Raw genomic sequence first — 17,512 nt, 5'->3', positions numbered from 1 at the left:
GCTGCGGGCGGCCCGCCTCACGCCCGTCCGGCCCCCGGACCGCAGCTCAGCGGGGTGGCGCCGGGCCGGAAGCGGGCGCGGGCCGCCCGCGGCTCAGCCGTCGTACGGCAGCAGGTCCGGGCGCTTGGCGGGGCGGCCGTCGCCCGACGACCGGCCGGTGAGGCGGCGGCCGATCCAGGGGAACAGGTGCTCGCGGGTGAAGCGCAGGTCGGCGGCGCGGCGCGACGCCCACGCCGCGGGTACGGCGGGCGGCAGCCCCAGCGTCCAGTCGTCCTGCGCGGGCAGTCCGAGCGTCTGCCAGACCGCCTCGGCGACCCGCCGGTGCCCGTCGGCGGTCAGATGCAGCCGGTCGTCCGCCCACATCCGCCGGTCGCCCAGCACCTCGGCCCCGTACAGGTCGACCACCAGGGCCCCGTGCCGCTCGGCCAGGTCGTCGACGAAGGAGAAGAGCTGCTCCATACGCGGCAGGAAGCGGGTGGCCACCGGGCCGCGCCGGGCGGGGCTGCGCATCAGCACGAGCTGCTTGCACGAGGGCGCCAGCCGCTCCACCGAACTCTCCAGCAGCGCGCACACCGTGTCGACGTCGCACTTGGGCCGCAGCACGTCGTTGAGGCCGCCGACCAGGGTCACGAGGTCCGCGCGCATGGCGGCCGCGGTGTCGACCTGGTCCTCGGAGATCTGCCGGATCAGCTTGCCGCGCACCGCGAGGTTCGCGTAGCGGAAGCCGGGCTCCCTGGCCGCCAGCCGGGCGGCGAGCAGGTCGGCCCAGCCCCGGTAGGAGCCGTCGGGAAGCAGGTCGGACATCCCCTCGGTGAAGGAGTCGCCGACCGCGACGAAACTGGTGTACCCGGTGGGAAGCGCGTCTGTCTGCATGGCGCACGCGATTCTATGCGACCGCTCAGTACGGGGTGAAACGACCCGGGTCACGGGGCGGGCGGGATGCCGACCAGCTTCGTCAGGAACCGCTCCATCTGCTCGTCCAGCGGGGGCCAGGGCGCGTCGGGCTGGTTGACGCGGAGCGAGACCGCGCCGTGCAGGGCGGTGCGCAGGTCCAGCGACACGGCCGCCGCGTCGCCGGCCGGCGCGAGACCGGCGTCCATGCAGCGCTGGATCGCCGCGGTGGTGCGCGCGGACATCTCCTCCTTGAAGGACATGTCACCGCGCCGGTTGAGCGTGCTCTCGTGCAGCACCTTGTACAGCCCAGGGTGCTCCTGGGACCACGCGATGACGAGCGCGATACGCCCGCGGAGTGCGGCCGCCGGGTCGGCGGCGCCCTCCTCGGCTTCGTCCACGGCGCGCATCAGGTCCGCGTAGCACTGCTCCAGCGCGGCCGTCACCAGCGCGTCGCGGTCGGCGAAGTGGAGGTAGACGGAGGTCGCCGCGATGCCCACCTCGCGGGCAACCGCGCGCAGCGACAGCGCCTGGTCGTCGGCGAGTTCCTCCAGCAACCGCAGCGCCGCCTCGACAATCTCGGCGCGCAGCCGCTCGCCCTGGCCGCGCGCGTTGCGGCCGCGCGGCGCGGGGTGCGCTTTGTCTCGGCCCTGGGTCGTCGCGTCCATGACTCGCCATTGTATGCGGCCATATTTAAGACTACAGTCGTAGCCCTACAGCTGTTCACTTAAGGAGTCCCACCATGACACTGCCGACCCAGAACGCCGTCGAGGAGCTCGACCCGGTGTTCACCGAGATGGCCGCGGCGACCTCGCGGCAGCTCGGCGAGGGCAAGGAACTGACGCCGCGTGAGCGCGTCCTGCTCCACCTCGTCGCCGACGTCTGCGAACAGACCCTCGGGCTGCCGTACGAACTGCATGTGCGAGCCGCCCTGGACAGCGGCCTCGACGCCGACGACCTGCGCGAACTGCTGCGCTTCGTCTCCTACGACAGCGGCTACCCGGCGGCGCTGGCCGCCCTGGAACGGCTGGCCGAGATCGAGCGCACGCACAGCCTTCCCGGGCCGACCGGCCAGCGGCACGAGGTGAACGCGGACGGCACGGGCAGCCCGATGCCGGCCGCGGTACGGGCCGAGGTCAGCGCCCTCGACCCGGACTTCGCCGACTACATGGACCTGCAGTCCCGGATGCGCGCGGGGATGTCCCGGCTGAGCGTCCGCGAGCGGGCCTTCGCCACGATGACCGTGGACGTGCTCTACCAGACCCTCCAGGAGAGCTTCCGTACCCACGTCGGCCGCGCGCTGGGCGCGGGCGCCACAGATGGCGAGGTCCGCGCCGTCGTCCGCGCCACCGCGCCCTTCGGGATGACCAGGACCTGGCGGGCCCTGCACGTCCTCGACGCGCTGCTCGCCGGGCGGGAGGAGGCGGGGCGGGAGGAGGCGGCGACCGCTCAGACCGTCGGGGCCGCCTGACCGCTCCGGCTACGGCCGCCCCTTGCCGACCAGTTCCTTCAGCACGTCCTCCATCGTCACCAGCCCGATGCCGCGCCCCTCGTCGTCGACGACCGCCGCCAGATGCGCGCTGCCCGCGCGCATCGCGGTGAGGACGTCGTCGAGCGGGGTGGCGGCGCCGACGCGGGTGATGCGGCGCAGCGCGGTGCGGGGGAAGGCGGCGTCCCGGGGATAGACGTCCAGGGCGTCCTTGACGTGCAGATAGCCCAGGACGCGGCCGTCCTCGTCGGCGACGGGGAAGCGGGAGAAGCCGGACTCGGCGGCCAGCGACTCCAGGCCCTCCGCGGTGATGCCCAGCGGCGCCCTCACCACCTGCTCCGGCGGCAGCACGATCCCGCCGACCGGCCGCCGCCCCAGTTCCAGGGCGTCCCGCAGCCGTTCGGCGGCCCGCTCGTCCAGCAGGCCCGCCGCGCCCGCGTCGCTGACCATCCGTGACAACTGGTCGTCGGAGAAGACCGCCGCGACCTCCGAGGTCGGCTCCACCCGCAGCAGCCGCAGCAGCGCGTTGGCGAACGCGTTGACGGAGAAGATCACCGGCCGCAGGGCCCTGGTCATCCAGACCAGCGAAGGGCCCAGGGCCAGGGCGGAGCGCACCGGGTCGGCCAGTGCGATGTTCTTGGGCACCATCTCGCCGAAGAGCATGTGGAGGTACGTGGCCACGGCCAGGGCGAGCGCGAAGGCGATGACATGGATGGCGCCGTCCGGCACGTCGACGGCGTGGAACACCGGCTCGATGAGATGGGCGATCGCCGGTTCCGCCACGATGCCCAGCACCAGGGTGGAGACGGTGATGCCGAGCTGGGCCGCCGCCAGCAGCGGCGACAGGTGCTCGAGCCCCCACAGCACGCTGCGGGCCCGGCGGTCGCCGGACTCGGCGAGCGGCTCGATCTGGTCGCGGCGGACCGAGATCATCCCGAACTCGCCGCCGACGAAGAAGGCGTTGGCGACCAGGGTGAGCGCGCCGACCAGGAGCTGTACGAGGATCATCGCCCGCGCCGCCGCCCCGGCGGGTCCGCCGCGCCGTCCGGTTCCTGCCCGCGCGGCGGCGACACCAGCCGGGCGCGCGCGCACCGCCGCCCCGCCGCCTCGGTGACCTCGATCCGCCAGCCCTCCACGTCCACCCGGTCGCCCAGCCGGGGGATACGCCCCAGCCGCTGCGCCACCAGACCCGCCAGCGTCTCGTACGGGCCGTCGGGCGCGTGCAGGCCGATCCGCTCCAGCTGGTCCTCGGTACGGGTCGCGCCGTCCGCGTCGTAGATCCGCCGCCCGTCCGGCTCCTCGCGCAGGAAGAGCAGCACGGGCAGTTCCTGCGGATCGTGCTCGTCGCGGACCTCGCCGACCACCTCCTCGACGATGTCCTCCAGCGTCGCCACGCCCGCCGTGCCCCCGTACTCGTCGATGACCACCGCCATCGAGCCGCGCCCCGACAGCCGGTCGAGCAGCCGGTCGACGGTCAGGGACTCGGGGACCAGCAGGGGTTCGCGCAAGAGCTCGGTGACCGGCAGCCGGATGCGGTGGGTGGCGGGTACGGCGAGCACGTCCTTGATGTGCACCGTGCCGATCACCGAGTCGAGGCTGCCGCGGTAGACGGGGAAGCGCGACAGACCGGTGGCGCGGGTCGCGTTCGCCACGTCCTCGGCCGTCGCCTGCGCCTCCAGCGCCGTGACCTGGACGCGGGGCGTCATCACGTTCTCCGCGGTGAGGTCGGCGAGGTTGAGCGTCCGGACGAACAGCTCGGCGGTGTCGGCCTCCAGCGTGCCCGCCTTCGCCGAGTGCCGGGCGAGAGCGGCCAGCTCCCGGGGGCCGCGGGCCGACGCGAGTTCCTCGGCGGGCTCCAGGCCCATCCGGCGCAACACCCGGTTGGCGGTGTTGTTGAGGTGGTGGATCAGCGGGTGGAAGGCGGTGGTGAAGGCGCGCTGCGGCGCGGCGACCGCCTTGGCGACCGGCAGCGGCTGGGAGATCGCCCAGTTCTTCGGTACCAGCTCGCCGATCACCATCAGCGCCACGGTGGAGACGGCGGTGCCCAGCACCAGCGCGAGGGAGGACGCCGCCGACGCGGGCAGTCCCGCGGCCCGCAGCGGCCCGCGCAGCAGTTCGGCGATCGAGCCCTTGGCGAGCATGCCGATGACCAGGCCGCTGACGGTGATGCCGAGCTGGGCGCCGGAGAGCTGGATCGTCAGGGTGCGGACCGCGGCCAGCGCGGCGGACGCGCCGCGCTCGCCCTCCCGCTCGGCCCGCTCCAGGTCGCCGCGCTCGATCGTGGTCAGCGAGAACTCCGCCGCGACGAAAACGCCGCAGGCGAGGGTGAGCAGCAGGGCCACCAGCAGAAGGAGCGCTTCGGTCATCCGGTCACCTCGGTCCCATGATCGGCCACGACCGCACGCACCGCACGGTTTCCGCCGCCATGCCCCCGAAGTCGCCCCTCCGCTCCGGCCTAGTGCCGCGTGAAGGGCTTCGTCCAGCGGCGCCACTGCGGCTCGGGTGCGTAGCCGGCCGCCCGCCAGGCGTGGTGGGCCCGCTCGTTGCGCTCCAGGACCATCGCGTCGCCGCGGCGTCCGCCCAGCGCGGTGAATCGCTCCTGCGCCGCGTCCAGCAACGCGCGCGCCACACCTTGGCGCCGGGCGTCCGGGTGGACCGCGAGCCGGTAGAGATGGCAGCGCCAGCCGTCGAACCCGGCGATGACCGTACCGACCAGCTCCCCGTCGCGCTCGGCGAGCAGCAGCGCCGCCGGGTCCCTGGCGATCAGCCGCCCCACCCCGGCCTCGTCGTCGCTGATGCTGGTGCCCTCCGCCGCCACCTGCCAGAAGGCCCGTACGGCGGCCGCCTCGGCGGGCTCCGCGGCCCGTATCAGAAGATCGCTCATGCCCGGCAGCCAACCAGCGCGCGGCGGGCGCGACGGACAATTCCGCGATCCGAGACGCCGGGTCCGGGAGGGGTGCGGAATGCGGCCTTGCCGCTACTAGCATTTCGGCGCTAGCTTGTACATATGTCGAAGACCCAGTTGAACGTTCGGGTGGACGAAGCCACGGCAGAGGCGGCGCGGGAGCGCGCCTCGCAGCGGGGCATCAGCGTGAACCGGTACATCGAGGAACTCGTCAAGCAGGACGAGGGCGAGAACGGCCGCGCTTTCGTGGAGGCCGCGGCCGACTTCATGAAGCGGTACGAGGAAGTCTTCACGCAGGAGTTCGGCGCCCGAGGTGAAGGCTCCCGTTGACCCTCCGTATCGACCTGCCCTGGCTGCTGATGGTCGCCGAGCACTACACGCCCGGCGATCCACCGGTCACCGACTGGGGCGCGCTGGTCGCCGCGGTCGCCAGGCACGACGCCGAGATCTTCGGCAGGCCCATCTACCTCGACGAGCACACCCGTGCCGCCGCCATGCTCCAGTTGCTGGTCCACGTCCCCGCGCTGGAGCGCTCCAACGCGCTCTTCGCCACCGCCGTCGCCTACGCCTACCTGGTGGCGGGCGGCCTGAAGGTCACCACCACCGCCGAGCAGGTCCGCGACCTGGCCCGGCTGGTGAAGGACGGCACCGCCAGCGTCGACCGGATCGCCGACGAGCTGCGCACCTGGACGCCGACGGGCACCGGCGAGCTGTAGGACGAGCGGGAGGAGCCGCCCGGCAACCGGACGGCTCCCACCGCACGCTCACTAGGGTGAGTCCTCCGCTGCCGCCGACGCCCGCGGTCCGGCGGCCTCGTACGTGGGCGGCGCGTAGACGCGGGCGAACGCCTCGCCGTCCCACACGCCGCCGAGCTGCGGCGCCAGCCACTCGGGCGCGGCGGTACGGAACGCGGCGGGGGACAGCGCTGCCGCCGCCTGCGGGAGCGCGCCGAGCAGCGGGGCCTGCGCGGCCTCCGGCAGCTCCGCGATGTTGCAGCGCTCCGCGAGGTCCGGATCCGCGGGCCAGCTCCCGATGATCACACCCAGGCAGTGCAGCTTCCTGGCCTGCAGCGCCTCGGCGGTCAGCGAGGTCATGTTGAGGGTGCCGAGCCCCGGGGGAGAGACCAGCAGCACGCCGGCGTGCAGCAGCCGCGCCGCGTCGGCCAGCGTCGAGCCCTGCTCGTCGTAGCGCACCAGCAGCCCGCCCGCGCCCTCGACCAGCACCACGTCGTGGACGGCGGCCAGTTTGGCGGCGGCCTCGGCGATCTCCTCGGGGCCCACCGGCGGCCGTCCCGAGCGGCGGGCGGCCGTCGCGGGCGCCAACGGCTCGGGGTAGCGGGCCAGTTCGACCGCGGTCACCGGACCGGCCAGCCGCGCCACCTCGGCGGCGTCGCCCGGCTCGCCCTCCGCCACACCGGTCTGCCCCGGCTTGAGCACCGCCACGCTCAGCCCCTGGGCGAGCGACGCGGCGGCGACGGCGGCGGTGGTGACCGTCTTGCCGACCTCGGTACCGGTTCCGGTGATGACCACGATGGCCATGGTGCAGCTCCGTTTCTCGTCGTAGTGGCGGCCCGCCCGTGTGCCTGTCCGGCGCGCGCGCTCGGGCCGCTCGTACCCCCGTCCCGGCAGGTCATCCCCCCGGCCCGGCGGATCACGCCGGGCCGCGCCCGGTCAGCCCGCGGCCGCCGCGTCCCGTACCGCGGCGCAGATCCGCGCCACGTCGTCGTCGCCGGTCACATAGGGCGGCATGGTGTAGACGAGGTCGCGGAACGGGCGCAGCCACACGCCCGCGCGCACGGCCGCGCGGGTCGCCGCCGTCATGTCCACCGGGTGGTCGAGCTGCACGACGCCGATCGCGCCGAGCACCCGCACATCCCGGACCCCGGGGAGGTCGGCCACCTCGGCGAGACCGCCGCGCAGCCCGGACTCGATCCGCTTGACCTCCAGCGCCCAGTCCTGGTCGAGCAGCAGGTCGAGGGAGGCGCAGGCGACGGCGGCGGCCAGCGGGTTGCCCATGAAGGTCGGGCCGTGCGCCAGCACCGGCACCTCGCCGCGGGAGATGCCGTCGGCCACCTCGCCGGTGCACAGCGCGGCGGCCATCGTCAGATAGCCGCCGGTCATCGCCTTGCCCAGGCACATCACATCGGGCGAGACACCCGCGTGCCCCGCGGCGAAGAGCGAGCCGGTACGGCCGAAGCCGGTGGCGATCTCGTCGAAGACCAGCAGCACGCCGTGCTCGTCGCACGCCTCCCGCAGCACCCGCAGATACTCCGGCGAGTGGAAGGCCATCCCGCCCGCGCCCTGCACCACCGGCTCGACGATCACCGCCGCCAGCTCGTCGGCGTGACGCCCGATCAGCTCCCGCAGATGAGCGGCGTAGTCGGGGTCCACGGCGGCGTCGAAGCCGCGCGGCGGCGCGTCGGCGAAGATCTGCCGGGGCAGGACGCCCGACCACAACTCGTGCATCCCGCCGTCCGGGTCGCACACGGCCATCGGCTGCCAGGTGTCGCCGTGGTAGCCGCCGCGCCAGGTCAGCAGCCGCTGCTTGCCCGGTCTGCCCAGCGAACGCCAGTACTGCAGGCACATCTTGATCGCGACCTCGACCGACACCGACCCCGAGTCGCACAGGAAAACATGCCGCAGCGGCTCGGGGGTGATCTCCACCAGCCGGGCCGCCAGCCGCACGGCGGGCTCGTGGGTGAGCCCGCCGAACATCACATGGCTCATCCGGCCGAGCTGGCCGCGCACGGCCTCGTCCAGCACCGGGTGCCGGTAGCCGTGGATCGCCGACCACCACGACGACATGCCGTCGACCAGCTCGTCGCGGCCCTCGGCGGGCGTGGCGAGCCGCAGCCGTACGCCCGACGCGGACTCGACGACCAGGGGTTCCTGGCGGCCGGGCATCGGGCCGTACGGGTGCCACACGTGCTGCCGGTCGAGGTCGAGCAGCGCGTCCGGGGACAGCGCCGCCGGGAGGGGCTCAGGCATTGGGCGGCAGGTCCGTCCCCGCGCCGCGCCGCCGTACCGCGACCAGACCGGCGCGGGCCGCGGGGACCGCGTCGGCGGTCACCGCCGGGGCGCTGTCCGTGTGCGAGCCGCACACGCCGCCCTCGTGCCCGCCGCAGCCCGACTCGCCCGAGCCGCAGCCCGCGTCGCCGGAACCGCAGGCCGACGCGTGGGAGCCGCAGCCGCCCGCGGCCCGCTCGGCCACGTCCGCGCGGTGGGCGGGCAGCGTGGTCGTACCGGCGCCCTCCACCTCGAAGCCCGCGTCGGCGATCATGTCGAGGTCGGCCTGACCCGCCTGGCCCTCACTGGTCAGGTAGTCGCCCAGGAAGATCGAGTTGACCAGGTTCAGGGCGAGCGGCTGCATGGTGCGCAGGTGCACCTCGCGGCCGCCCGCGAGCCGGACCTCCACGTCGGGGCAGACGAAGCGGACCATGGCCAGGATGCGCAGGCAGCGCTGCGGGGTGAGGTTCCACTCCTTGGCCAGCGGGGTGCCCTCGAACGGGATCAGGAAGTTGACCGGCACCGAGTCCGGGTCCAGCACGCGCAGCCCGAACACCACGTCGACCAGGTCGGCGTCGGTCTCGCCCATGCCCGCGATCAGCCCGGAGCACGCCGACAGCCCGGCGGCCTGCGCCTGCTGCACGGTGTCCACCCGGTCGGCGTACGTGTGGGTGGTGGTGATGTCCCCGTAGGTGCTCTCGGAGGTGTTGAGGTTGTGGTTGTACGCGTCGGCGCCCGCGGTGCGCAGCCGCTCCGCCTGGCCGCCGGAGAGCAGCCCGAGGCAGGCGCACACCTCGACGTCGGCGTTGTCCTCTTTGATGGCGGCGATGGTCGCCGACACCCGGTCCACGTCACGGTCGGTCGGCCCGCGCCCGCTCGCCACCAGGCAGACGCGCTTGGCGCCGCCCGCGACCCCGGCCCGCGCCGCCGCGGCGGCCTCGTCCGGCTTCAGCCAGGTGTACTTGAGGATCTCGGCCTTCGAGCCGAGCCGCTGCGAGCAGTAGGAGCAGTCCTCAGGACACAGCCCCGACTTGAGGTTCACCAGGTAGTTCAGCTTGACCCGGCGCCCGAACCACTGGCGGCGCACCCGCCCCGCGGCGGCCACCACATCGAGCAGTTCGTCGTCGGACGTCGCCAGTACGGCGAGCGCCTCGTCCCGGGTGGGCAGCTCGCGCCGCAGCCCCTTGTCCACCAGTGTCGTCAGCAGATCCATAGGGGCGATCCTCGCCTACGAGGGCGGCCGTGGCCAATGGCGGACCGCACAACTCCGGTGGCGGCAGGTGTGTGCATCACCACACCCTGTGCAGGTGTGCGGCCCAGTACGTTGCTCATTACCTGCCGACGACCCCGGGGACCGCCGTGACGAGCACGCACCAGCCAGCCGCTTCCGCCGACGGCGACCAGCCGCGGCGGCCGGGGCCCTTCGCCGGGCTCGCCGAGCAGGACCGCCTGCGCCGCGCCGCCGGGCTGCGCCGGGAGCTGCGGCCGCGCCCGGCCGACTCGCCGCTGGTCGATCTGGCGGGCAACGACTACCTCGGGCTGACCCGGCACCCCGAGGTGACCCGGGCCGGCGCCGACGCCTGTCTGCGCTGGGGCGCCGGTGCGACCGGCTCCCGGCTGGTCACCGGCTCCACCGAGCTGCACGCCGAACTGGAGGCGGAGCTGGCCGACTTCACCGGTTTCGAGGCCGCGCTGGTGCTCGCCTCCGGCTACGCCGCCAACCTCGCCGCGGTCACGGCCCTCACCGGCCCCGGCACCCTGCTGGTCTCCGACGCCGCCAACCACGCCTCCCTCATCGACGGCTGCCGGCTGTCGCGCGCGACGACCGAGGTGGTGCCGCACGCGGACCCCGACGCCGTCGCCAAGGCGCTGGCCGGGCACGACGGCCAGGCCGTGGTGGTCAGCGACTCGGTCTTCTCGGTCGACGGGGACGCGGCGCCGCTGCCCGCGCTCGCCGCGGTCTGCCGGACGTACGGCGCCGGGCTGCTGGTCGACGACGCGCACGGCCTCGGCGTGCTGGGCGAGGGCGGCCGGGGCGCGGTCGCCGCGGCGGGACTGGCCGGGGCGCCGGACGTGGTGTGCACCGCCACGCTCTCGAAGTCGCTGGGTACGCAGGGCGGTGTGGTGCTCGGGCCCGCCGTGGTGATCGAGCACCTGGTCAACGCCGCCCGTACCTTCATCTTCGACACCGGTCTCGCTCCCGCCGCCGCCGGGTCCGCGCTGGCCGCGCTGCGGCTGCTGCGCCGGGAGCCCGAGCGGGCCGCGCGGGCGCACCAGGTCGCCCTCGCGTTCCACCGGGGGCTGACCGCCGCCGGTCTGGACGCGACCGCGCCCGACGCGTGTGTGGTGTCGGTCCGCGCGCCGTCGCCGGAGGCGGCCTACGACTGGGCCGCGCGGTGCAGGTCCGAGGGGCTGGCGGTGGGCTGCTTCCGCCCGCCGTCCGTGCCCGACGGCGTCTCCCGGCTGCGGCTGACCGCGCGCTGCGACCTGACGGACGACCAGATCGCAGCGGCGGTGGACGTGATCGACCGCACCGCCCCGCCCGGTGCGGTCACCGGCCCCCGAAACCGGGCCTAGGGCCTAGGGCCTGCCCTGGGCGGCCCGGGTCCGGACGCCGCCGGTTCTAGTCCGGCGGCGGCAGTACGTCATCCCGCACCGCTCGCACGAAGTGCGACCACGCCGCCGGGGTGAACAGCAGCGCGGGGCCCTCCTGGTCCTTGGAGTCGCGGACGGCGAGAAGACCTGAGGCGAGCCGGGCGGTCTCCACGCAGTTGTTCGCGGCGGTGCTGTGGCTGCTGCGCTGCCATCTCACACCGGAAAGCGCCGTACTTGAGGAAACGTACCGGGACAGAGCTGTCATGGTGTCTCCTTTTTCAGACCTTTTCATGTCATTCACGGGTACGCGCCATGCTTTCGGCGATCTCGCCGATGAGATCCGCCGACTCCTCGCGGGGAAGAGCACATGCGCACAATCGGTCGTAGGCCGCGCCGTACGCCTCGATGTCCTCTTTCCGATCGACATAGAGACTACTCGTCAAGTGGTCAATAACAACCACATCCAGATCAGCAATGCGCGGAAAGGAGAAGATGACGAACGAACCCGTAACTCCTATGTGCCCGCCCGCGCCGAACGGCAACACCTGCAGCCGGATATGGGGGAGCGCGGCGGCCTCCCGCAGGGCGCGCAACTGCTCGGCCATCACCTCGGCGCCGCCGACCGTGCGCCGCAGCACTGCCTCGTCCAGCACCGCCCACAGCTCCAGCGGCGGGTCCTGCCGGAGCACCGCCTGCCGCGCGATGCGCACGTCGACCAGCGACGCGACCTCGCGCGGGCCCAGCCGCGGCATCACGTCGGTGGTGAGCGCGTGGGCGTACGCCGGGGTCTGGAGCAGTCCCGGCACCACGCTGTTCTCCATCGAGCGGGCCCGGCTGGCGCCCGTCTCCAGGCTGATGAAATCGCGGTACTCCACCGGCAGCACCTCGCGGAAGTCCTGCCACCAGCCGCGCTGATGGCCCTTTCCGGCGAGTGTGCCGAGCAGGTCGCGCAGATCGCGGTCGCGCACCCCGTAGGCGTCGAGGAGCAGGGTCACGTCCTCGGCGGTCACACTGCTGCGGCCGGTCTCTATCCGGCTGACTTTCGACTGGTGCCAGCCGACCAGCGCGGCCGCGCCGCCACTGGTCAGTCCGGCCAGATCCCGCAACCGGCGCAACTCCGCGCCCAGTTTGCGCCGGCGCACGGCGGGGACTCGTTCCATGACCTGACGAACCTCCTGTGGTCGGCAACGCGGTTCCTGTGACCGTTACGACAGTCTGCCGACCAAATGCGTATCCACGTAGCAGAGTTCACCGTTTCGAGCGACAGATATATGCAGAGCGCTGTGGATCGTCCGTATTGGCGGCACGATGAGTGGCACTCTGGCGCGATCCAGCCGCTACCGGGCCTGGCCCGGTCAGCGCGCGCCGGTGCCCGGCACAGCGGAAAAGGACCACGCCGCCATGGCAGATCTTCAGGAAGTATCCGTCACCCTGCCGAGCGACCCCGCCTCGGTCCCGACTGCCCGGCGGTACGTATGCGCACAGCTCGCGGAGTGGGGGCTGCCCGCGGACGCCCCGGCGGTGGACGCCGTCCGGCTGATCGTCTCCGAACTCGCCACCAACGCCGTCCTGCACACCTCGGGGCAGTCACCGACCTTCACCGTCGACGTCCAGCTCGAACGCGCCGAGGAGCTGCGGATCGGCGTCACCGACAGCCATCCGCGCTGGCCGCAGCGGCTGCCCGCGGCCGTCCAGCAGGACAACGGCCGGGGCATGGTGATCATCCGTCATCTGGCCGCGGAGTCCGGCGGCAAGCTGCACGTCACCCCGACCGACGACGGCGGCAAGACCGTGTGGATCATGATCCCGTGGGCGGTGCCGGTGCGCTGACCCGGCGCCCCGGCGCCCGGCGGTATCCGGCCAGCAGCAGGGTCCGCAGCGCCCCCACCGCGGGCCCGCGCTCCTGCGCCCGCCAGCCCAGCGCGATCGTCCGGTGCGGTCCCGGCGGTGCGAGCCGCCGTACCCCCAGCGGCACCGCCGCCGACTCCGCCACCATCCGCGGCACCAGACCGACCCCGAGCCCGGCACTGACCAGCGCGCACACCGTCACATAGGCCGGGGTCTCGCAGACCACCGGCATCGTCACCCCCGCCGCGGCCAGCGCCGCCTCGATCGCCCGCCGGTTCGGGTACGACGCGGGCGCGCTGACCAGCGGCAGACCGTCCAGCTCCGGCAGCGACAGCGGCGCGGGGGAGTCCGCGAGGAGATGGCCGGGCGCGGTGATCAGCAGCAGCTCCTCGACCAGCAGCGGCTCCACGGTCAGCCCGCCGGGCACCGCGGCGTCCGGCGCGCCCTCGTAGGTGTGGGTGATCGCCAGATCGGCCGCGCCCTCGGCGACCGCCTCCAGACCGGCGGGCGGTTCGTACTCCGCCACGCTCAGCGCCACCGCCGGGTGCGAGCGGCGGAAGGCGGTCAGCACCGGCGGCAGCAGATGCATCCCGGCCGTCGAGAAGGTGCCGACCCTGACCCGGCCACCGGACACCCCGGCCAGCTCCGCCAGCTCCAGCCGGGCCCGCTCCATCTGGCCGAGCACCAGCCGGGCGTGCCGCACCAGCACCTCGCCCGCCGTGCTCAGCACCGTCCCGCGGTACGTGCGCACCAGCAGCTCCGCGCCCGTCTCCCGCTCCAGCTTGGCCAGTTGCTGGGACAGCGCGGGCACCGTGTAGCCGAGCCGGGCGGCCGCGCGGGTGATGGAACCCGCCTCGGCGACCGCCACCAGCGCGGCCAGCCTTGTCGGATCGTACATAAAGCACTCCTTGATACTGCCCCCGGAAATCACACATACCTGATGAAGGCCCAGCTGCGCCAGGGTGGACGGGGAGCCGGTCCGCCGCGCGGTGCGGGGGCGGCGGGGCCGAGGTGAGGAGCGCGGGGATGGACAGCGGGCTGATGGCGTTCTCGGTGGTGGCGGCCGGGATGATCGTGATGCCGGGCGCGGACTTCGCCGTCGTGGTGCGCGGCGCGCTGCGGTCGCGCACCGACGGGGTCGCCACCGGTCTCGGCATCGCCGCCGGGCTACTGGTCCACACCACGCTCGCGGTCGCGGGCCTGGCCGCCGTCCTGGTCGCGCAGCCGTGGCTGTTCCGCGCGCTCCAGGTGTGCGGCGGCTGCTACCTGGTGCTGCTCGGGGCCCGGTCGCTGCGGGCCGCCGCCGGTCCGGCCGCGCTCCCGGCCCCGGCCGCCCCCGGCGCGGCGGAGGACGCCACGGGCGGGCGGCCGGGCCTGCGCGCCCTGCGGCAGGGCTTCCTCACCAACGCCCTCAACCCCAAGGCGCCGGTCCTCTTCCTGAGCCTGCTGCCGCAGTTCGTCCCGCCCGGCCACGCCGCCCTGCCCCGCACGCTGCTGCTCGGCGCGATCGTGGTCGGCATGGGCCTGTTCTGGTTCCCCGCCGTCGCCGTCGGCGCCGACCTCCTCGGGCCCCTGCTGCGCCGCCCCGCCGCCCTGCGGGGGATCGAGGGCGTCTGCGGCGCGATGCTGCTCTGCCTCGGCGGCGTGCTGCTCGCCGAACCGCTGCTGCGCTGACGCCGCCGGTCCCTCACTCGCGCCGACGGGGCCGTCGGAGTGAACCGGGCCGCCCGCGTCCGGGTGAGGTCAGGGCCACAGGTGCGGAAGGGTGAATTCCGGCAGGGCGTAGAGCCCGGCCTGGGGCGCCGACGGGTCGCCCGGGAGCTCGGCACCGGGGATGTCGGCGGCGTGCGCCTCGGCGTTGTCGGCCGGTGCGTAGTCCAGCACGGCCGGATCCGGTGTCTCCCAGAAGCGGCGGGCGTTGGCGGAGGCCGCGTAGACGGCGGCGAAGCGGACCGAGGGCGGGGCGGTGAGCGCGGCCCGTATGTAGCCCACCGCGTCGCGCGGGCTCAGCCAGGTCGCCAGATGGCGGGGCTCGGTGGGCACCGGCTCGAAGCTGCCGATGCGCAGGCAGATGACGGACAGGCCGAACTTGTCGGCGTAGAGCCGGCCCAGTGCCTCCACGGCCGCCTTGCTCACCCCGTACAGCCCGTCGGGCCGTACCGGCTCGCGCGGGCTGGTGACGTGCTCCACGGGGTAGAAGCCGGTCACGCGGTTGCTGCTGGCCAGCACCACCCGCTCGATGCCCGCCCGGCGCGCCGCCTCCAGGACGTGGTGGGTGCCCTGGACGTTGACCTCCAGCAGGTCGGCCAGCGGCGCCTCGTCGGGTACACCGCCCAGGTGCAGCACCCGGTCGGCGCCTTCGAGCGCCGAGGCGACGGCGGCCGCGTCGCGCAGGTCGGCGGTGCGCACGTCCTCGTTGTCGGCCTCGGCGCGCAGCGGCGCCCGGTCGATCAGGATCAGCCGGGCCGCCTCGCCCTGCAGCGCCTCCCGCACGACCGAACCGATGTTCCCCGCCGCGCCGGTCACCGCGACCGTCCCCATGCCCACTGCGCCCTCCAGGAGATCTCGACCCAGCAATCCTTCTCGTCGAACTCCTGCCCGATCAGGCGGGGGCCGAACAAGGGCGCGGGGACGGCGTCCCGGGGCGGGGACGCGCTCGCCGCGCCCCCGCACGCTCAGGCCCGTACGCCGGCGGGCGGCGGGCCGCGTCCGGCGCGGTCGCCGGGTGAGGCGTCACCCGGCCGGTCCGGGGGCCGGGTCATGAGACCCGGCCGTACCAGACGGCGCTGGTCCAGATGCGTTCCAGGCGGACGCGGGCACCGGTCTTGGGGGCGTGCCAGATCTCGCCGCCGCCCGCGTAGATGCCGACGTGGTAGATGGAGCCTCCCGAGTGGAAGAAGACCAGGTCACCGCGGCGCCGCGTGGAGGCGGAGATGTGGCGCGTGCTGTTGTACTGCGCGGCGGCCGTGCGGGGCAGCCTCTTGCCCGCGCGCTTGAAGGAGTAGAGCGTCAGGCCGGAGCAGTCGAAGCGGTAGGGGCCCGTCGCCCCCCACTGGTAGGGGGAGCCCTGCTTGGACGCGGCCACGTTCAGCGCGTTGACGGCCAGCGTCGCCGCCTGCGCCTGCTGGGCGGCGCCCGGGAGCAGGGACGGCAGGGTGACTGCCGCGGCGGTGAGCAGTGACGCCGTCCCGAACCGGGACAGCCGGGCGGAGAAGCGGTGGAGCGCGGTCATGCGCAACCCTTCGTCATCAGCCTGCGAAGGATGACCTGTCGGGTTCGGGCAGGCGAAGATGCCCGGCCGCGTGTGCGGCTTCACCCCAAGGGGCGGCCCTGATGGTTCGGGGCCGGCCCCGCAATGCCTGGGTCCTCCGCTCCCGCCGGTGCAGTCGTGTCGACCTGGCATCCGCGCGGCGGCGGGATTGGGCATCCGCGCGGACCGCCCCGCCACGGCGGCGGGGGCTTGTCGTCACCACGGATCGTTACGCATGAACCGGGCCGCGGCCGGGTGGGAAACGCGCGGTGTGAATCTGATCACGACTCACCTATCCGGGTGGACATTCGGCCGTATGCGTCGGACCGTCAACACGGTCGCACCCTGTGACCTGCGCAAATGCCCATGCCGACCGGTGGGTTCTGGTCACTGCGCGCAATTCCTGGACGGAGCACCGCTCAACGTGTGCTACGCCGAAGGAATGAGCCCCTTTGGTGCCGCGCCGAGCGTTTGCCGGGGGATTCGGTGTCACACAGTGACCACCGGCCGGGTGTTCGCCGCCCGCGCCGCCGACTGACCGCACCCGCCCGCCCGCTGGCGGGCCGTCAGGGCGACGGCTGCTCCGGGGGCCGGATCGGGGCCAGCGCCACCAGTCCCGCCCGGCGTTCGCCGTCCAGCACGCGCAACGCTCGGCCCAGCGTGGCGTGGTGGACGTCGGTCTCGCCGCGCAGGTGCATCTGCGTCAGCGCGTCCCGCAGCGCGACCGCCCGTCCCACCAGCGCCTGGGCGCAGCGCCGCGTAGGTGTCCGTCGTACGGGACGGGTTGATCCGGCCGAGCAGGTCGACGACCTCCAGATAGCAGTCGACCAGCTCACCCTCGGACCGCGTCAGCGCCGGGAGCGGCGGCAGTTCCGGTACCACCGCCGGTCACCGCAGGCCGTACGCGGGGCCGTTGGTCTTGCGGCTGGTGGTCAGCCGGTCCACCAGCCCGTACGCGACGGCCGACTCGGCGTCGAAGACCTTGTCCCGCTCGATGTCGGTGGCGATCCGCTCCTGGTCCTGGCCGGTGTGACGGGCCAGCAGCGTCTCCAACTGCGCCCGGACCCGCAGCAGTTCGTTGGCCTGGATCTCCAGGTCCGACACGTCGCCCTGCGCCACGTCGCCCAGCGACGGCTGGTGGATGAGGATCCGCGCGCCCGGCGTGATCATGCGCTTGCCCGCTGTGCCCGCGGCCAGCAGCACGGCGGCGGCCGACGCCGCCTGGCCGATGCAGACGGTGGCCACGTCGCAGGTGACGAACTGCATCGTGTCGTAGATCGCGGTCATCGCCGAGAAGGAGCCGCCGGGCGAGTTGACGTAGAGGTGGATGTCCTGCTCGGGCGCCGCGCTCTCCAGGTGGATGAGCTGGGCCATCACGTCGTTGGCCGAGGTGTCGTCGATCTGGGTGCCGAGGAAGACGATGCGCTCCTGGAGCAGCTTGGAGTACGGGTCCATGGTGCGGACGCCGTTGCTGCTGCGCTCGGTGAACTCGGGCAGCACGTAGCGGGCGGTCGGATGGAACATGGGCA

20 protein-coding genes, 1 pseudogene and 1 riboswitch are annotated in these 17,512 nt (G+C 73.7%); of the genes and pseudogenes, 6 read left to right on the top strand and 15 right to left on the bottom strand.

Annotated elements, in window-relative coordinates:
• Positions 1-93: 93 nt before the first annotated feature.
• Together AB0M29_RS30415 and AB0M29_RS30410 are read right to left on the bottom strand one after the other, a co-directional pair.
• A complete protein-coding gene (locus tag AB0M29_RS30415; RefSeq protein ID WP_365388412.1) occupies positions 94-873 on the bottom strand; it encodes an SGNH/GDSL hydrolase family protein in 780 nt (259 codons plus the stop codon).
• A 50-nt stretch (positions 874-923) separates the two neighbouring features.
• Entirely contained in the window at positions 924-1,559 is a 636-nt protein-coding gene (locus tag AB0M29_RS30410) for a TetR/AcrR family transcriptional regulator (RefSeq protein WP_365388410.1), read from the bottom strand.
• 74 nt (positions 1,560-1,633) lie between these two features.
• On the opposite strand from AB0M29_RS30410, the gene AB0M29_RS30405 reads away from it, so the two are divergent.
• Positions 1,634-2,362 (top strand): carboxymuconolactone decarboxylase family protein, encoded by a 729-nt coding sequence (locus AB0M29_RS30405; protein ID WP_365388408.1) that lies wholly within the window; start codon positions 1,634-1,636, stop codon positions 2,360-2,362.
• Between the two features lie 9 nt (positions 2,363-2,371).
• Here AB0M29_RS30405 and AB0M29_RS30400 read toward each other — a convergent pair whose 3' ends face one another.
• From AB0M29_RS30400 to AB0M29_RS30390, 3 genes are all read right to left on the bottom strand, one after another.
• Positions 2,372-3,388, bottom strand: a complete 1,017-nt coding sequence (locus AB0M29_RS30400; protein WP_365388406.1) for a hemolysin family protein — start codon at positions 3,386-3,388, stop codon at positions 2,372-2,374.
• Positions 3,385-4,746: a hemolysin family protein gene (locus AB0M29_RS30395; RefSeq protein WP_365388405.1), complete on the bottom strand. Its 1,362-nt coding sequence runs from the start codon at positions 4,744-4,746 to the stop codon at positions 3,385-3,387. Before AB0M29_RS30395 ends, AB0M29_RS30400 begins: the two co-directional genes overlap by 4 nt.
• Positions 4,747-4,835: 89 nt before the next feature.
• Entirely contained in the window at positions 4,836-5,264 is a 429-nt protein-coding gene (locus AB0M29_RS30390) for a GNAT family N-acetyltransferase (protein ID WP_365388403.1), read from the bottom strand.
• Between the two features lie 123 nt (positions 5,265-5,387).
• Between AB0M29_RS30390 and AB0M29_RS30385 the strand changes: the two genes are divergently transcribed.
• Complete coding sequence (locus AB0M29_RS30385; RefSeq protein ID WP_365388402.1) at positions 5,388-5,615, top strand: toxin-antitoxin system HicB family antitoxin; 228 nt, start codon at positions 5,388-5,390, stop codon at positions 5,613-5,615.
• The gene (locus tag AB0M29_RS30380) at positions 5,612-6,001 is read left to right on the top strand and encodes a fic family toxin-antitoxin system, toxin component (protein WP_365388399.1); all 390 of its coding nucleotides are present in this window, start codon (positions 5,612-5,614) and stop codon (positions 5,999-6,001) included. Before AB0M29_RS30385 ends, AB0M29_RS30380 begins: the two co-directional genes overlap by 4 nt.
• A gap of 51 nt (positions 6,002-6,052) precedes the next feature.
• On the opposite strand, the gene bioD is transcribed toward AB0M29_RS30380, so the two are convergent.
• From bioD to bioB, 3 genes are read right to left on the bottom strand one after another with little or no spacing between them, the layout of a single operon-like run.
• Complete coding sequence (bioD, locus tag AB0M29_RS30375) at positions 6,053-6,913, bottom strand: dethiobiotin synthase (protein ID WP_365388488.1); 861 nt, start codon at positions 6,911-6,913, stop codon at positions 6,053-6,055.
• Between the two features lie 42 nt (positions 6,914-6,955).
• Positions 6,956-8,272: an adenosylmethionine--8-amino-7-oxononanoate transaminase gene (locus AB0M29_RS30370; protein WP_365388397.1), complete on the bottom strand. Its 1,317-nt coding sequence runs from the start codon at positions 8,270-8,272 to the stop codon at positions 6,956-6,958.
• Positions 8,265-9,503: a biotin synthase BioB gene (bioB, locus tag AB0M29_RS30365; RefSeq protein ID WP_365388395.1), complete on the bottom strand. Its 1,239-nt coding sequence runs from the start codon at positions 9,501-9,503 to the stop codon at positions 8,265-8,267. Before bioB ends, AB0M29_RS30370 begins: the two co-directional genes overlap by 8 nt.
• A 236-nt stretch (positions 9,504-9,739) precedes the next feature.
• Between bioB and AB0M29_RS30360 the strand changes: the two genes are divergently transcribed.
• A complete protein-coding gene (locus AB0M29_RS30360; protein WP_365388487.1) occupies positions 9,740-10,867 on the top strand; it encodes an 8-amino-7-oxononanoate synthase in 1,128 nt (375 codons plus the stop codon).
• A gap of 46 nt (positions 10,868-10,913) precedes the next feature.
• On the opposite strand, the gene AB0M29_RS30355 is transcribed toward AB0M29_RS30360, so the two are convergent.
• Positions 10,914-11,150, bottom strand: a complete 237-nt coding sequence (locus AB0M29_RS30355; protein ID WP_365388393.1) for a DUF397 domain-containing protein — start codon at positions 11,148-11,150, stop codon at positions 10,914-10,916.
• A gap of 28 nt (positions 11,151-11,178) precedes the next feature.
• The gene (locus AB0M29_RS30350; RefSeq protein ID WP_365388391.1) at positions 11,179-12,045 is read right to left on the bottom strand and encodes a helix-turn-helix transcriptional regulator; all 867 of its coding nucleotides are present in this window, start codon (positions 12,043-12,045) and stop codon (positions 11,179-11,181) included.
• 241 nt (positions 12,046-12,286) lie between these two features.
• On the opposite strand from AB0M29_RS30350, the gene AB0M29_RS30345 reads away from it, so the two are divergent.
• Positions 12,287-12,715, top strand: coding sequence for an ATP-binding protein (locus AB0M29_RS30345; RefSeq protein WP_365388389.1), 429 nt, complete (start codon positions 12,287-12,289; stop codon positions 12,713-12,715).
• On the opposite strand, the gene AB0M29_RS30340 is transcribed toward AB0M29_RS30345, so the two are convergent.
• Complete coding sequence (locus tag AB0M29_RS30340) at positions 12,684-13,631, bottom strand: LysR family transcriptional regulator (protein WP_365388387.1); 948 nt, start codon at positions 13,629-13,631, stop codon at positions 12,684-12,686. The genes AB0M29_RS30345 and AB0M29_RS30340 overlap by 32 nt on opposite strands.
• Positions 13,632-13,759: 128 nt before the next feature.
• Between AB0M29_RS30340 and AB0M29_RS30335 the strand changes: the two genes are divergently transcribed.
• Positions 13,760-14,407 (top strand): LysE family translocator, encoded by a 648-nt coding sequence (locus AB0M29_RS30335; RefSeq protein ID WP_365388385.1) that lies wholly within the window; start codon positions 13,760-13,762, stop codon positions 14,405-14,407.
• Positions 14,408-14,476: 69 nt separating this feature from the next.
• Here AB0M29_RS30335 and AB0M29_RS30330 read toward each other — a convergent pair whose 3' ends face one another.
• The 4 genes and pseudogenes from AB0M29_RS30330 to AB0M29_RS30315 form a co-directional block, all read right to left on the bottom strand.
• Positions 14,477-15,274 carry an NAD(P)-dependent oxidoreductase gene (locus AB0M29_RS30330; protein ID WP_365388485.1) on the bottom strand — a complete coding sequence of 266 codons (798 nt, stop codon included), beginning with the start codon at positions 15,272-15,274 and terminating at the stop codon, positions 14,477-14,479.
• A 217-nt stretch (positions 15,275-15,491) separates the two neighbouring features.
• Positions 15,492-15,965 carry a C40 family peptidase gene (locus tag AB0M29_RS30325; RefSeq protein ID WP_365388383.1) on the bottom strand — a complete coding sequence of 158 codons (474 nt, stop codon included), beginning with the start codon at positions 15,963-15,965 and terminating at the stop codon, positions 15,492-15,494.
• 3 nt (positions 15,966-15,968) lie between these two features.
• Positions 15,969-16,131: riboswitch (cyclic di-AMP (ydaO/yuaA leader) on the bottom strand.
• A gap of 418 nt (positions 16,132-16,549) precedes the next feature.
• A pseudogene (locus tag AB0M29_RS30320) lies at positions 16,550-16,865 on the bottom strand (hypothetical protein).
• Between the two features lie 6 nt (positions 16,866-16,871).
• Positions 16,872-17,507, bottom strand: coding sequence for an ATP-dependent Clp protease proteolytic subunit (locus tag AB0M29_RS30315; RefSeq protein ID WP_365388381.1), 636 nt, complete (start codon positions 17,505-17,507; stop codon positions 16,872-16,874).
• Between the last annotated feature and the right edge of the window lie 5 nt (positions 17,508-17,512).

The sequence above is a fragment of the Streptomyces sp. NPDC051976 genome (assembly GCF_040680795.1).
GTDB lineage: Bacteria > Actinomycetota > Actinomycetes > Streptomycetales > Streptomycetaceae > Actinacidiphila.
Note: the sequence above shows the minus strand (reverse complement) of the source record. Positions and strands in the feature narration are given on the sequence as shown.

What these genes read in the sequence shown, in the direction of transcription:
- AB0M29_RS30390 (WP_365388403.1), bottom strand. Translation starts at nt 5,264, where the DNA reads ATGAGCGATCTTCTGATACGGGCCGCGGAGCCCGCCGAGGCGGCCGCC.
- AB0M29_RS30315 (WP_365388381.1), bottom strand. Translation starts at nt 17,507, where the DNA reads ATGTTCCATCCGACCGCCCGCTACGTGCTGCCCGAGTTCACCGAGCGC.
- AB0M29_RS30370 (WP_365388397.1), bottom strand. Translation starts at nt 8,272, where the DNA reads ATGCCTGAGCCCCTCCCGGCGGCGCTGTCCCCGGACGCGCTGCTCGAC.
- AB0M29_RS30385 (WP_365388402.1), top strand. Translation starts at nt 5,388, where the DNA reads ATGTCGAAGACCCAGTTGAACGTTCGGGTGGACGAAGCCACGGCAGAG.
- AB0M29_RS30330 (WP_365388485.1), bottom strand. Translation starts at nt 15,274, where the DNA reads ATGGGGACGGTCGCGGTGACCGGCGCGGCGGGGAACATCGGTTCGGTC.
- AB0M29_RS30335 (WP_365388385.1), top strand. Translation starts at nt 13,760, where the DNA reads ATGGACAGCGGGCTGATGGCGTTCTCGGTGGTGGCGGCCGGGATGATC.
- AB0M29_RS30415 (WP_365388412.1), bottom strand. Translation starts at nt 873, where the DNA reads ATGCAGACAGACGCGCTTCCCACCGGGTACACCAGTTTCGTCGCGGTC.
- AB0M29_RS30325 (WP_365388383.1), bottom strand. Translation starts at nt 15,965, where the DNA reads ATGACCGCGCTCCACCGCTTCTCCGCCCGGCTGTCCCGGTTCGGGACG.
- AB0M29_RS30345 (WP_365388389.1), top strand. Translation starts at nt 12,287, where the DNA reads ATGGCAGATCTTCAGGAAGTATCCGTCACCCTGCCGAGCGACCCCGCC.
- AB0M29_RS30395 (WP_365388405.1), bottom strand. Translation starts at nt 4,746, where the DNA reads ATGACCGAAGCGCTCCTTCTGCTGGTGGCCCTGCTGCTCACCCTCGCC.
- AB0M29_RS30350 (WP_365388391.1), bottom strand. Translation starts at nt 12,045, where the DNA reads ATGGAACGAGTCCCCGCCGTGCGCCGGCGCAAACTGGGCGCGGAGTTG.
- AB0M29_RS30405 (WP_365388408.1), top strand. Translation starts at nt 1,634, where the DNA reads ATGACACTGCCGACCCAGAACGCCGTCGAGGAGCTCGACCCGGTGTTC.
- bioB (WP_365388395.1), bottom strand. Translation starts at nt 9,503, where the DNA reads ATGGATCTGCTGACGACACTGGTGGACAAGGGGCTGCGGCGCGAGCTG.
- AB0M29_RS30355 (WP_365388393.1), bottom strand. Translation starts at nt 11,150, where the DNA reads ATGACAGCTCTGTCCCGGTACGTTTCCTCAAGTACGGCGCTTTCCGGT.
- AB0M29_RS30340 (WP_365388387.1), bottom strand. Translation starts at nt 13,631, where the DNA reads ATGTACGATCCGACAAGGCTGGCCGCGCTGGTGGCGGTCGCCGAGGCG.
- AB0M29_RS30410 (WP_365388410.1), bottom strand. Translation starts at nt 1,559, where the DNA reads ATGGACGCGACGACCCAGGGCCGAGACAAAGCGCACCCCGCGCCGCGC.
- AB0M29_RS30400 (WP_365388406.1), bottom strand. Translation starts at nt 3,388, where the DNA reads ATGATCCTCGTACAGCTCCTGGTCGGCGCGCTCACCCTGGTCGCCAAC.